Origin of the sequence: Nocardioides oceani (assembly GCF_030412965.1) — a bacterium.
In the GTDB taxonomy this organism is placed as follows: Bacteria; Actinomycetota; Actinomycetes; order Propionibacteriales; family Nocardioidaceae; genus Nocardioides; species Nocardioides oceani.
Window position 1 is genome coordinate 549,633 of the sequence record NZ_JAUHJQ010000001.1, and the last position, 13,200, is coordinate 562,832.

The window sequence follows — 13,200 nt, forward strand, 5'->3', positions numbered from 1 at the left end:
CACCCGCATCTCCCGTCCGCAACCACCCTCGGAAGGCACCCCATGAGCATCGAGATCCCCACCCCCACCCCGGAGGACAAGTTCTCCTTCGGCCTCTGGACCGTCGGCTGGCAGGGCGTCGACCCGTTCGGTGGCGCGACCCGCCCGCCGATGGACACCGTGCACGCGCTCGAGAAGCTCGCCGGGCTCGGTGCGTACGGCGTGAACTTCCACGACGACGACGTCATCCCGTTCGGCAGCGACGACGCGACCCGCCAGCAGATCATCGACCGGTTCAAGAAGGGCCTGGCCGACACCGGGCTGGTCGTCACGACCGCGACCACCAACCTGTTCAGCCACGCGGTGTTCAAGGCCGGCGGCTTCACCAACAACGACCGCGACATCCGCCGCTTCGCGATCCGCAAGGTCATGCGCAACGTCGACCTCGCGGCCGAGCTCGGCGCGAAGGTCTACGTCGCGTGGGGCGGCCGCGAGGGCGCGGAGTACGGCGCCTCCCAGGACACCGCCGTCGCCCTCGACCGGATGAAGGAGGCCTTCGACCTCCTCGGCCAGTACGTCGTGGACCAGGGCTACGACCTGCGCTTCGCGATCGAGCCGAAGCCCAACGAGCCCCGCGGCGACATCCTGCTCCCGACGATCGGCCACGCGCTGGCGTTCATCAACGAGCTCGAGCGGCCCGAGCTGGTCGGCGTGAACCCGGAGATCGGGCACGAGGAGATGGCCGGCATGAACGCCGCCGCGGGCTACGCCCAGGCGATGTGGGCCGGGAAGCTGTACCACATCGACCTCAACGGCCAGAACGGTCCCAAGTACGACCAGGACCTCCGTTTCGGTGCCGGGAACGTCCGTGGCGCATTCTGGGTGGTCGACGCCCTGCTCGCCGGCGGCTACGACGGCCCGGTGCACTTCGACTACAAGCCCGCGCGCATCGAGGACGAGGACGGCGTCTGGGTCTCGGCCGCGGCCAACATGCGCAACTACCTGATCCTGCGCGAGAAGGTGAAGGCGTTCCGCGCCGACCCCGAGGTCCAGGAGGCGCTGGCCGCCGCGAAGCTGCCCGAGCTCGCCCAGCCGACCCTCGGCGAGGGCGAGGGCTGGCAGGGCCTCCTCGAGTGGGAGCTGCCCGACCCCGAGGTCCTCGCCCAGCAGGGCGCGGCGGTCGAGCACCTCGACCAGCTCGCGCTCGAGCACCTGTACGGCGTGCGCTGAGCCGTCCGCGCATGAGCAGCGGTCTCGGCGGCGGCCCCGGCGGCGGCACCGGCCAGCTGCGCCGGGCCAACACCGCGGCCGTGCTGCACTCGCTGCGCCGGCTCGGACCCGCCTCGCGGGCCGAGCTGGCGCAGCGCACCGGCCTGGCCAAGGCGACGGTCGGTGCGATCGTGGCCGACCTCGAGGAGGCCGGCGCGGTCATGGAGGAGGCGCCGGCGCAGCCGGCCCGCGGCCGGCCGAGCCGTCCGGTGGCCCTGCGTCCCGGCGCCCACCTCGGCCTGGGCCTGGAGCTCAACGTCGACTACGTCTCGGCCGTCGTGGTCGACCTCGCCGGCGGCGTCCTGGCCAGCGAGTCCCGAGCGGCGGGCGAGGACCGGGTGGAGGCCCTGCTCGCGCTGGCCGAGCAGGTGCGCACCGACCACCCCGGCAGCCTGCTCGGCGCGACCGTCGCCGTCCCGGCACTGGTCCGCGACGACGACCGCACGGTCGCGTGGGCACCGAACCTGCCGCTGCACGGCGACGCGCTCGTCGCGCACCTGGCCGCGGCGCTGGGCTGCGACGTGCGCGTCGTCAACGACGCCAACTGCGCGGCGTACGCCGAGGCGCACCACGGCGCCGCCCGCGGCGTCGACCACGCGCTCTACCTGACCGGCACCGTCGGCATCGGCGCCGGCATCGTCGTCGGCGGCCAGCTCGTGCAGGGCGCCGCCGGGTTCGCCGGCGAGGTCGGCCACATGCCGGTCGGCGACCCCAGCGCCCCGTGCGGCTGCGGGCGGCGCGGCTGCTGGGAGGCCTCGATCGGCCTCCACGCCGTGCTCGAGGCGGTCGGCATGGAGGAGCTCGACACCCCCGTCACGACGGCCGAGGCGGTCGCGGCCCGCGCCGCCGGCGACCCGGCCGCCCGGGCGACCGTCGAGCGGGTCGGCCACGACCTCGGGCTCGGCCTGGCGATCCTCAGCGGCGTGCTCGACCCGGCCGTCGTGGTGCTGGGCGGCTACTTCGTCCCGCTCGGGGACCTCGTGCTCGAGCCGGCCCGCCGCGTGCTGGACGCCCGGCTGGCCTCCGAGGTGCAGGTCCGCCCGGAGCTGCGGCTCGGGACGCTCGGCCTGCGCGCCGCGGCCCTCGGCGCCGCCGAGCAGTCGCTGGCCCGCGTGCTCGGCGGCGCAGCCGACCTGCCCGTCCGGGGATAGTCACGGACGTTTCCGTCCTCCGCGGGGGTAGTCAGGGACGTTTTCGTCCGTGACTACCCCGCCAGGCGCGCGCCGGCGTCGACCAGGACCGTGCCGCCGAGCACGCGGCGGCGCAGCCGACCTGCCCGTCCGGGGATAGTCACGGACGTTTCCGTCCTCCGCGGCGGTAGTCAGGGACGTTTTCGTCCGTGACTACCCCGCCAGGCGGGCGCCGACGTCGACCAGGGCCGTGCCCAGCGCGGCGACGGGGTCGGCGAAGAGCGGCTCGAGGGCGATCTCGGCGGCGCCGAGGAGCACCGAGTCCGAGCCGAGCCCGGGCAGCGAGAGGGTGACCGACTCCAGGGGCGCCGGCAGCGCCCGCTCGGCGAGTGCGGCGTCGACCTCGTGGCGCACCAGCGCGTAGAGCGAGCTGAGGTACCCGCCGAGCACGACCAGCCGCGGGTTGAACGCGTTGACGATCGAGGCCAGGCCGTAGCCCAGCGCCTTCCCGGTCGCGCCCAGCTCGCGCGGCGACCCGGCGTACTCGTCGAGCACGTCGCCGAGGGTGACCACGTCGGACTCCGGGCAGCCGATCGCCTTCGCGATCGCGTGCGCCCCGACCTCGGTCTCCCAGCAGCCGACGTTGCCGCAGTGGCACAGCCGGCCCTCGGGGGCGAACGGCAGGTGGCCGACCTCGCCGGCGTACCCGCCCGCGCCCTCGAGGCGTACGCCGCCGGTGATCACGCCGGCGCCGACGCCGACGTTGCCGGAGATGTAGATGAGGTCGTCGACCCCGACGCCGGCGCCCCGGCGGTGCTCGGCCAGCGCGCCGAGGTCGGCGTCGTTGGCGAGCTGGACGGGCACGTCGACCCCCAGCGCGGCCAGCACGATCGCCCCGAAGGAGACGTCCTGCCAGTCCAGGTTGGGGGCCAGCCGCACCAGCCCGTCGCTGCGGCGCACCAGGCCCGGGACGCTGATGCCGACGCCGAGCAGCGGCGCCGACGACGGGGCGGCCTCGACGACCCGCCGGATCAGGCCGGCGACCGTCGAACCCACCTGCCACGCCTCCCCGCCGCCGCTGGGGATCGGGGCGGTGGCCCGCTCGACGACGTCGCCGCCGAGCGCCACCCGGGCCACGACGGCACGGTCGACCCCGAGGTCCACCGCGACGACGTACGGCCCGACCTCGGCCAGCCGCACGCCGGCCGAGGGCCGGCCGGCGCCCGAGCGGACGCCGACCGGCACCGTCTGCTCGACCACGCCGAGCGACTCCAGCTCGAGGACCAGGTCGGCGATCGTGCTGCGATTGAGGCCCATCAGGGCGGTCAGCTCGGCTCGCGAGACCTGCCCCGCGCCGTGGACGTGGCGGAGCACCGTGCCGAGGTTGTGGCGTCGCACGGCCTCCTGGTTGGTGCCGAGGCCACGCCGCTGCGCTGTCACCCCGTGCCTAGACGCCGGCCGCGGAGCGACGGCGCCGCGAGATGGCGTCGACGCTGGCCGCCAGGAGCAGGACGCCACCGGTGACGAGGAAGTTGATGTAGCTCGCCTGGTTGAGCAGGCCCAGGCCGTTCGGGATGGTCGCGATCACCAGGCCACCGACGACCGCGTCGATCGCCCGACCCCGGCCGCCGAAGAGGCTGGTGCCGCCGATGACGGCCGCGCCGACGGCGTACAGCAGCTCGTTGCCGCCGCCGGAGCCCGGCGAGACCTTGCCGGTGTACGACGCGGCGAGCAGGCCGCTGACCGCCGCCATGGAGGACGCGATGACGAAGGCGGTGATCTTGATCCGGGTGACGTTGATGCCGGCGCGTCGGGCCGCCTCGGCGTTGCCGCCGACGGCGTACAGGTGGCGCCCGAAGCGGGTTTTGGTCAGCACGAAGGTCCAGAACAGCAGGAGCGCGATGACGACCGGCGCGACCCACGGGATGCCGCTGATGTCGAAGATGTCCGGGTTCGGCGCGCGGTTGGCGCTGAGCAGCGCGGTGAGGCCGAAGACGATCACGGCCAGCACGACGACCTGGATGACCACGAGCGGGAGCGGCTTGTGGACCAGGCCGCGGGTCGAGCGCGAGCGGTAGCGCCACAGGGAGAGCGCGGCGAAGCCGACCACGATCAGCGCCGCTGCGATCCAGCCTGCCGTGACCGGGACGTTCTTGATCGACAACCCGCGCAGGACCTCGTCGTTGAAGCGCAGCGAGCCGCCGGAGCCGATCAGCTTGAGCGGCACGGCCTGCAGGGCGAGGAAGAACGCCAGCGTGACGACGAAGGAGGGGATGCCGAGCAGGGAGACCAAGGAGCCGATCACGGCTCCGATCAGCGCCCCGACCGCGATGCCGGCGAGGGTCGCCAGCCACCAGGGCCAGTCGTGGTCGATCATCACCAGCGCGGTGATCGTCGCGGCGGCGCCGCCGGCCACACCGGCCGACAGGTCGATCTCGCCGAGAAGCAGGACGAAGACCAGGCCCATCGCCAGGACGATGATGGAGCCGGCCTGCACGACCAGGTTGGCCATGTTGTACGTCGTCAGGAACCGGTCGTGCAGCGAGGCGAAGACGACGAACAGGACGACGAGGCCGAAGATCGCCGGCAGCGAGCCCATGTCGCCGCCGCGCAGCCGGTTGAGGTACTCGCGGGCGGAGTCGCCGATCGTCTCCGCCTGCTGGTTGTCGTTGTCGAAGCCGGCGGCCTGCGGCGGGGCGGCGTGGCTGCCGGGCGTGCCGTGGCTGCCGGCGTGGTCGGGGGCGTGGCCGGTGGTGTCCGACTCGATGCTCATGGGTCTCGTCCTCAGATCGTGGCGGTCGCGACGTTGGTGATGCCGAGGTCACCGGACCGGCCGGCGGTGATCAGCTCGACGACCTGGCTGTGGGTGACGTCCTTGGCGGGCACGTCGGCCGCGACCCGGCCGAGGTAGAGCGCCGTGATCCGGTCGGCCACCTCGAAGACGTCGGTCATGTTGTGCGAGATCAGCACGACGCCGAGGCCACGGTCGGCCAGGCGGCGTACCAGGTCCAGGACCTGGCGGGTCTGGGCGACGCCGAGCGCCGCGGTGGGCTCGTCGAGCAGCACGATCTTGGAGTTCCAGAGCACGGCCTTGGCGATCGCGACCGTCTGCCGCTGCCCGCCGGAGAGGCTGGAGACGCTCTGGCGCACCGACTTCACGGTGCGGACCGAGAGCGAGGCGAGGGTCTCGCGGGCGCGGGCCTCCATGGTGACCTCGTCGAGGCCGATGCCCTTGGTCTCCTCGCGGCCGAGGAACATGTTCTCGACGATGTCGAGGTTGTCGCACAGCGCGAGGTCCTGGTAGACGACCTCGACGCCGAGCGCGGCGACGTCGCGCGGGCCGTGCACGGTGACCTGCTCGCCCTCGAAGACGTAGTCGCCGCTGTCGCGGCCGTAGATGCCCGCGATGATCTTGACCAGCGTGGACTTGCCGGCGCCGTTGTCACCGACGAGCGCGGTGACCTGTCCGGGGTACACCGCGAAGTCCACGTCGTGGAGGACGTGCACCACACCGAAGCTCTTGTTGACCCCGCGCAGCTCGAGCAGCGGTTGAGTCATGGAGTCCTACTCTCCTCGGAAATTTGTTGTTCGGATGGACGAAAGGCGCCCGGGCCAGTGTGGCCCGGGCGCCTCTCGGTCAGGCCGGGCGGGCGAGCCCGCCGTCCTGCGGGTGCTCGGTCGGGTCAGGAGATCCCGGCGTCGGCGCAGAGCTTCTCGAACTCGCCCGTGCAGACGTCCTCGGCCTTCTGGCCGCCGTCCTCGATCACGTCGCCGACGTTGTCCTTGGTGATGGACTGCGGCTCGAGCAGGATCGACGGCACGTCGCGGCCGCCCTCGCTGTCGGTGGTGGTGCCGGTGGTCTCGGCCTCGTCACCGTTGACCAGCGCGATCGCGGCCTCGGCGAGCGCCTCGGCCTCCTGCGTGGCGGACTTGTAGACCGTCATGCACTGGGTGCCGGCGAGGACGTTCTGCAGGCCCTCGACGGTCGCGTCCTGGCCGGTGACCGGGACCTTGCCCGCCTGGCCGTTGCCCTCGAGGATGCCGATCGCGGCGCCGGCGAGGCCGTCGTTGGCGGCCAGGACGCCGTCGACCTTGCCGTTGGCGGCGGTGTAGAGCTGCTGGAAGATCGTCGCAGCCTCCTCGTTGTCCCAGTCCGGGACGGCCTGCTCGCCGACGACCTTGTAGTTGGACATGCCGTCGAGGACGCTGTGAGCGCCCTCGGCGAACAGGGTCGCGTTGTTGTCGGTGGGCGAGCCGTTGAGGTAGACGATGTTGGCGTCCTTCTCACCCAGGCAGTCCGCGAGGCCCTGGCCCTGCAGCTCGCCGACGACGGTGTTGTCGAAGGAGACGTAGTACTCCGCCGAGCCGCCCAGCGTCAGCCGGTCGTAGTCGATGGTGGCGACGCCCTGCGAGGACGCCTTCTCCTGGATCGCCGCGCCCGACTCGGAGTCGAGGTTGACGATCGCGAGGACGGTGACGCCGTCGCCGATCATGGTGTCGGCGATCTGGGTCATCCGCTCCGCGTCACCCTCGGCGTTCTGGATGTCGTACTCCACGCCGGCGGCCTCGAAGGCCTCCGCGAGGGCCGGGCGGTCGGCGCTCTCCCAGCGCACCGACGACTCGGTGTCGGGGAGGATGACGCCGATCTTGCCCTCGGCGCCGCCGCTCTGGCTGGTGCCGCCGTCGCCGGCGCTCTCGCCGCCGTCGTCCGACCCGCAGGCCGTCACGGTCATGGCCAGGCCCATGAGGGCCGCCAGGGCCAGGCTGTGCTTCCGCTTCACGCGATCCGCCTCCTACAGCGTTCGTCCGCGCTGCTCACCGACCGCCGGCAGGCATCGCGCGTTTGTTGTGCGGCACAACATATGGTGTGACGGCGGGCACGTCCAGAGGTGACAGCCAGGTTGTCCGGACGTTTCCGGATCGTGACCTGACAGACCGGGCCCGACGAGGTACGGCGGGTGCAGGCGGGCGCCGTCGATGCGTGGGTCGTCGGAGCGCCGCCCGGCGACGTACTGTCGAGGGGGTGACCGTCGCGCCCTCCTCCACCGTCCAGCTCGGCCACCGCTTCGCCGACGAGCTCCCCGAGCTCGCGGTCCCCTGGCAGGCCGCCGAGACCCCCGAGCCGCGCCTCCTCGCGCTCGACGAGCGGCTCGCCGCCGACCTCGGCCTCGACGCCGACTGGCTGCGCACCCCCGACGGGCTCGGCCTGCTCACCGGCACCGTCGTCCCCGCCGGGGCGCGGCCGGTCGCCCAGGGCTACTCCGGCCACCAGTTCGGCGGCTTCTCCCCACGCCTCGGTGACGGCCGGGCCCTGCTGCTGGGCGAGCTGTCCGACGGCCGCGGCGGCCTGCGCGACTTGCACCTCAAGGGGTCGGGGCGCACGCCGTTCGCGCGCGGCGGCGACGGCCTCGCGGCGGTCGGGCCGATGCTGCGCGAGCACGTCGTCTCGACCGCGATGCACGCCCTGGGCATCCCGACGACCCGCTCGCTCGCGGTGGTCGCGACCGGCCGGAAGGTGCAGCGCGAGACGGTGCTGCCGGGCGCGGTGCTGGCGCGGGTCGCCTCGAGCCACCTGCGGGTCGGCACGGTGCAGTACGCCCGGGCCACCGGCGACCTCGACCTGCTGCGCCGCCTCGCCGACCACGCGATCGAGCGGCACCACCCCGCAGCGCGCGAGGCCGACGCGCCGTACCTCGCGCTGCTCGAGGGGGTGGTCGCGGCGCAGGCCTCGTTGGTGGCGCAGTGGATGGCGGCCGGGTTCGTCCACGGCGTGATGAACACCGACAACATGGCGCTGTCGGGCGAGACCATCGACTACGGGCCGTGCGCGTTCATGGAGGCCTTCGACCCCACGACGGTGTTCAGCTCGATCGACGAGGGCGGGCGGTACGCCTACGGCAACCAGCCGGTCGTCGCGGAGTGGAACCTCGCCCGGCTCGCCGAGGCGCTCCTGCCGCTGCTCGATGAGTCCGAGGACCGCGCGATCGAGATCGCGACCGAGGCGCTGGGCGGCTTCCGCGTCGCCTACAGCGCGGCGTTCACCGACCTCGTGCGGCGCAAGACAGGGCTCCCGGCCGGGCTCGCCGACGACGTGCTCGTCCCGCTCGTCGACGAGCTGTTCCCGATCCTGCGATCGGGCCACGTCGACTGGACGTCGTTCTTCCGCGCCCTCTCCTCGGCGGCCCGCGGCGACGCCGAGCCCGTGCGCGGGCTGGTGCTCGACCTGCGACCGCTCGACGACTGGCTCGAGCGGTGGCGGGCGCTCGGCCCCGACGCCGACGCGATGGACCGGGTCAACCCGGTCTACGTGCCGCGCAACCACCTGGTCGAGGAGGCGCTCGACGCCGCGACGGCCGGTGACCTCGAGCCGGTCGAGCGGCTCGTCGAGGTGCTGCGGTCGCCGTACGACGAGCGGCCCGGGCTGGAGCGGTACGCCACCCCCGCCCCGCCCGACTTCGGCTCCTACACGACGTACTGCGGGACGTGAGGTCGGCGGGCTCGAAGTTTCATCGGCCGGCCGACGCAGTTGTCGGTGGGCCGACGAAGTTTCATCGGCCCACCGGGAGTTTGAGCGGCCAGCCGATGAAACTTTGCGTCCGGGCGTGCCTCAGCGGCCGAGCTTGACGTTGATCTGTTTGGTCTGGGTGAAACCCTCGATGGCGCCCTCGATGGAGAACTCCCGGCCGATGCCGGAGGACTTGTAGCCGCCGTAGGACTGGCCGACGACCTGGCCGCCGCCCTGGTTGACCTGGACCCAGCCGGACTCGATCCGGTGGGCGAGGCCGAGCGCCTGGTCGATGTCGCGCGACCAGACGAACGCGGCGAGGCCGTAGTGGGAGTCGTTGGCCATGCGGACGACGTCGTCCTCGTCGTTCCACGGGATGATGACCAGCACCGGGCCGAAGACCTCCTCGCGGGCGATCCGCCAGTCGTTGGCGACGCCGGCGAGGATCGTCGGGCCCTGGTAGTAGCCCTCGAGCCCCTCGGGCACCTCGCGGGACATGTCGAGGGCGACGCGGACGCCGGGCTGGGCCTTGCCGTCCTCGATGTAGTCGAGGACCTGCTCGTACTGCGACCGGTTGATGATCGCTCCCATGTCGGTCTCCTCGGCGAGCGGGTCGCCGACCTTGAGCGCGGAGACCTTCTCGACCAGCACGCGGAGGAACTCGTCGTGCACGTCCTCGTGCAGGAACAGCCGCGACCCGGCGGTGCACGACTGGCCCTGGCGGGTGAAGCGCATCGCGAGCAGGACGCCTTCGGCGGTGGCCTCGATGACGTCCGGCGTCGCGGCAGAGGGGCAGACGATGTTCGGGCTCTTGCCGCCGAGCTCGAGGGACTGGTGGGCGAGCCGGCCGCCGGCGGTGGCGCCGACGATGCGGCCGACCTCGGAGGAGCCGGTGAAGGACACCTTGTGGATGCCCGGGTGCTCGGAGATCGCCTGGCCGACGGTCTCCCCGACACCGGTGACCACGTTGAGGACGCCGGCGGGCAGGTGCTCGGACATGACCTGCGCGAGCAGCAGGATCGTGAGGGGGGCGTCCTCGGCCGGCTTGACCACGAGGGTGTTCCCGGCGGCGAGCGCGGCCGGCAGCTTCATCGCGGCGATCATCAGCGGCGAGTTCCAGGGCAGGATCGCGCCGACGACGCCGAGCGGCTCGAGCCGGGTGTACTGCAGCTGGTCGTCGCCGGCCGGCAGCACGGTCCCCTTGAACTCGCCCGCCACGCCGCCGAAGTACCGGAACAGCGCGACGAGCGTCGCCGACTCCGGGCGCGCCTGCGTGCGCAGCGCGTTCCCGGTGTCCTGCGCGGTCAGCTGCGCGAAGTCCTCCGCGCGTGCCTCGAGGGCGTCGGCGATGCGCAGCAGGATCGCGCCGCGCTCGCGGAAGTGCAGCGCCCGCCAGGCCGGGAGCGCCGCGGTCGCGGCGGCGACGGCACGGTCGAGGTCCGCCTTCGTGCTCTCCGGCACCCGGGCGAGGACCTGCTCGGCACGCGCCGGGGTGACCACGTCGCGCCACTCGCCGCTCTCGGAGGCCACCCACTCCCCACCGATGAGCATCGGCCAGTCGGGGGTGCCGGCGTCGGGGGCGTCGATGGTGGTCTGCAGCTTCACGGGGGCGGCCTCCTACGGCTCGGGGTACGGCGTGCGCGCGCGGGCGCGGACGTCGTACAGGTTCGCCCACGTCGGCCCGCCGGACAACGCCAAGACCCGCACACCGGCTGTGCAAGGATGCACAGCCGCGAGCACGCCGGAGGAGAGGGTGGTCGATGCGCGCCGACGACCTGGTCGTGCTGCTGGAGGTCGCCCGCACCGGCAACCTCAGCGCCGCGGCCACCGCGCTCGGGCTCACCCACTCGACCGTCTCGCGCCGCCTCGACGCGCTCGAGGCGACCGTCGGCGCACCGGTGGTCTCCCGCACGACCCGCGGCTGCCACCTCACGGAGCTGGGCCGGTCGCTGCTGCCCGCCGCGGAGTCGGTGGAGCGCGCGGTCACGACCGCCCGGCACGCGCTGACCACCGACGGGGACGGCGAGGGCGAGCTCGCGGGGCTCGTGCGGGTCTCGGCGCCCGAGGCGTTCGCCGCGGTGTACGCCGCGCCGGCGCTCGCCGCGCTGCGCCGTCGGCACCCGCGGGTCACCGTCGAGCTGACCGCCGCCACCCGACCGATCGTGCACGGCAGCGGGGCCGACGTGGAGGTCGGCGTCGGCGAGCCGCTGTCGCCGCGGATCCGGACGATCGACCTGGCGACGTACGAGCTGGGGCTCTTCGCGGCGCCCTCCTACCTCGACCGCGCCGGTCGCCCGCGCTCGCAGGCGGAGCTGGAGGAGCACGCGCTCGTCTACTACGTCGAGGGGTCGCTGCGGGTCAGCGACCTGCAGCTGGTCGACCGGCTCTTCGCGGAGCGCGCGGTGCAGCTCGGCGCGACCAGCGTGTTCGCGCAGCTCGAGGCCGCTCGGGCCGGGGCTGGGATCGCGCTGCTGCCGAAGTTCCTCGCACGCCGCGCCACCGGGCTGGAGCCGGTGCTCACCAGCCGGGTCCGCGTCGAGCTCGGCTTCGTGGCGGCCCTCGCCAGCGCGAGCGTGCGCCGTGCCCCGGCCGTCGCCGCCCTCGCCGCGATCCGCAGCGAGGTGCAGGCGCGCGCGGCCGAGCTCCGCTGAGGGGGTCTTCAGCGACCTTGTGGTCGCTCCACACGGCTCCTGACGCGTGTGCAGCGACCGTAGAGTCGCTGCACACCCCTCCCGGTCAGCCGCAGAGGACGCCGGTCTCGGTCTCCTCGTGCCGGCCACGGAGGACGACGGGGTCGTGCCGCTTCCAGTGCTCGGCCTCGTCGGGGGTCGCGGTCTCGATGGTCTGCCAGGCGGCCAGCACGCAGCCGGGGACCTCCTTGGCGAGGTCGGTGAGGCGGGCGGCGCTGTTCACGGCGTCGCCGATGACGGTGTACTCCAGCCGGCTCGCGGCGCCGACGTTCCCCGCGACCACCTCGCCCGTCGCGACGCCGATCCCGGCGTCGATCTCGGGGACCTCGTCGACGAGCCGCCGCGCCATCGCGCGGGCCGCGGCCAGCGCCGCGGTCGCGTGGTCGGGGTGGTCGACCGGCGCCCCGAAGACCGCCAGGACCGCGTCGCCGATGAACTTGTTGACCAGCCCCTGCTGCCGGTCGACCTCCTCGACCACCACGCCGAAGAACCGGTTGAGGGTGCGCACGACCTCGGCCGGCTCGTGTCGGGTGGCGTACGTCGTGGAGCCGACGAGGTCGATGAAGAGCACCGACACCACGCGCGCCTCGCCGCCGAGCTCGACCCCGCGCGCGGCCGCGGCCAGCGCGACGTCGCGGCCGACGTGCCGGCCGAACAGGTCGCGCAGCTGCTCGCGCTCGCGGAGGCCCTGGGCCATCGCGTTGAAGCCGGCTTGCAGGGAGCCGAGCTCGGTGCCGTCGAAGACCACCACCTCGCGCTCGAGGTCGCCGCGCTCGACGTCGAGCAGCGCGTCGCGCACCGAGATGACCGGCGCGACGATGGAGCGGGCGTTGAGCACCGTGGTCAGCAGGCCGAAGACGAGGACGACCGCGCTGATCGCCAGGACGGTGAACGGCAGCCGCTCCCGTACGTCGTCGTCGCCGGCGAGGCCGACGACGGAGGCCACCACCATCCCCCCGACGGGCGCGGCCGTGCCGAAGCACCAGAACAGCACCATCCGGCCGCCGACGCCGGCGCCGCGCGGCCGGTGGGTGACCGCGAGGCCGTCGAGGGCGCGGGCCGAGATCGGCCGCATGACGAAGTCGGCGAGCAGGAAGGCGATGCCGCACGCCACCAGGCCGGCGATCCCGACGGCCACCCCCGACCCGAGGGCACGCTCGGGCTGGAGCGCCAGGGACAGCGTCGTGAACAGCACGGTCGCGCCGAGCCACAGCGCGCCCTGCATGACGGTCAGCCACAGCGGCACGCGCAACGCGGCCAGGCGCTGCCGCAGGTCCGGCTCCCGGCCCAGGGTCGCCCACCGCAGGGCGCGCAGGCTCAGTCGCGTGCCGACCCCGATCCCGATGACGACCGCCACGCCGACGTACGTCGGCACCGCGATCGCCAGCGCCACGACCATTGCGCTCGTCGGCCGGGGTGCGGGCACGACGAAGGACGCGATGAGGAAGACGACGCCGGCGGCGATGACGTTGGTGCTGACCAGCATGACGGTCAGCAGCAGCTGTACCCGCAGGCGCAGGGCGCGCACCGACTGGTCGGGCCGCCCCAGGACGCGCGCGCCGAACGGTGCCGAGCGCCTGCCCATCCGCACCTCCGGTCCGCGACCGCGCGGTGGGCGCGGGTCCGT

At 73.5% G+C, this 13,200-nt stretch carries 10 protein-coding genes; 4 read left to right on the forward strand and 6 right to left on the reverse strand.

Annotated elements, in window-relative coordinates:
- Positions 1-42 precede the first annotated feature (42 nt).
- Together xylA and QWY28_RS02705 are read left to right on the forward strand one after the other, a co-directional pair.
- Positions 43-1,209, forward strand: a complete 1,167-nt coding sequence (gene xylA, locus QWY28_RS02700) for a xylose isomerase (protein ID WP_300950758.1) — start codon at positions 43-45, stop codon at positions 1,207-1,209.
- A gap of 11 nt (positions 1,210-1,220) precedes the next feature.
- The gene (locus QWY28_RS02705; RefSeq protein ID WP_300950759.1) at positions 1,221-2,399 is read left to right on the forward strand and encodes an ROK family transcriptional regulator; all 1,179 of its coding nucleotides are present in this window, start codon (positions 1,221-1,223) and stop codon (positions 2,397-2,399) included.
- A 192-nt stretch (positions 2,400-2,591) separates the two neighbouring features.
- On the opposite strand, the gene QWY28_RS02710 is transcribed toward QWY28_RS02705, so the two are convergent.
- The 4 genes from QWY28_RS02710 to QWY28_RS02725 all read right to left on the reverse strand — a co-directional run bounded on the left by QWY28_RS02710 (position 2,592) and on the right by QWY28_RS02725 (position 7,159).
- Positions 2,592-3,776: an ROK family transcriptional regulator gene (locus tag QWY28_RS02710; protein WP_300950760.1), complete on the reverse strand. Its 1,185-nt coding sequence runs from the start codon at positions 3,774-3,776 to the stop codon at positions 2,592-2,594.
- 49 nt (positions 3,777-3,825) lie between these two features.
- Complete coding sequence (locus QWY28_RS02715) at positions 3,826-5,151, reverse strand: sugar ABC transporter permease (RefSeq protein ID WP_300950761.1); 1,326 nt, start codon at positions 5,149-5,151, stop codon at positions 3,826-3,828.
- A gap of 11 nt (positions 5,152-5,162) precedes the next feature.
- Entirely contained in the window at positions 5,163-5,936 is a 774-nt protein-coding gene (locus QWY28_RS02720; protein WP_300950762.1) for an ATP-binding cassette domain-containing protein, read from the reverse strand.
- A gap of 125 nt (positions 5,937-6,061) precedes the next feature.
- A complete protein-coding gene (locus QWY28_RS02725; protein WP_300950763.1) occupies positions 6,062-7,159 on the reverse strand; it encodes a sugar ABC transporter substrate-binding protein in 1,098 nt (365 codons plus the stop codon).
- Between the two features lie 242 nt (positions 7,160-7,401).
- Between QWY28_RS02725 and QWY28_RS02730 the strand changes: the two genes are divergently transcribed.
- On the forward strand, positions 7,402-8,865 hold the full coding sequence (locus tag QWY28_RS02730; RefSeq protein WP_300950764.1) for a protein adenylyltransferase SelO: 1,464 nt from the start codon (positions 7,402-7,404) through the stop codon (positions 8,863-8,865).
- Between the two features lie 120 nt (positions 8,866-8,985).
- On the opposite strand, the gene QWY28_RS02735 is transcribed toward QWY28_RS02730, so the two are convergent.
- Positions 8,986-10,488, reverse strand: a complete 1,503-nt coding sequence (locus QWY28_RS02735; RefSeq protein WP_300950765.1) for an aldehyde dehydrogenase family protein — start codon at positions 10,486-10,488, stop codon at positions 8,986-8,988.
- A gap of 155 nt (positions 10,489-10,643) precedes the next feature.
- Here QWY28_RS02735 and QWY28_RS02740 point away from each other — a divergent pair, with 155 nt between their 5' ends.
- Complete coding sequence (locus tag QWY28_RS02740; protein WP_300950766.1) at positions 10,644-11,534, forward strand: LysR family transcriptional regulator; 891 nt, start codon at positions 10,644-10,646, stop codon at positions 11,532-11,534.
- Positions 11,535-11,619: 85 nt separating this feature from the next.
- On the opposite strand, the gene QWY28_RS02745 is transcribed toward QWY28_RS02740, so the two are convergent.
- Entirely contained in the window at positions 11,620-13,158 is a 1,539-nt protein-coding gene (locus QWY28_RS02745) for an adenylate/guanylate cyclase domain-containing protein (protein ID WP_300950767.1), read from the reverse strand.
- Between the last annotated feature and the right edge of the window lie 42 nt (positions 13,159-13,200).

Coding starts and splice junctions, on each gene's coding strand:
- QWY28_RS02705 (WP_300950759.1), top strand. CDS start 1,221: ATGAGCAGCGGTCTCGGCGGCGGCCCCGGCGGCGGCACCGGCCAGCTG.
- xylA (WP_300950758.1), top strand. CDS start 43: ATGAGCATCGAGATCCCCACCCCCACCCCGGAGGACAAGTTCTCCTTC.
- QWY28_RS02745 (WP_300950767.1), bottom strand. CDS start 13,158: ATGGGCAGGCGCTCGGCACCGTTCGGCGCGCGCGTCCTGGGGCGGCCC.
- QWY28_RS02715 (WP_300950761.1), bottom strand. CDS start 5,151: ATGAGCATCGAGTCGGACACCACCGGCCACGCCCCCGACCACGCCGGC.
- QWY28_RS02720 (WP_300950762.1), bottom strand. CDS start 5,936: ATGACTCAACCGCTGCTCGAGCTGCGCGGGGTCAACAAGAGCTTCGGT.
- QWY28_RS02740 (WP_300950766.1), top strand. CDS start 10,644: ATGCGCGCCGACGACCTGGTCGTGCTGCTGGAGGTCGCCCGCACCGGC.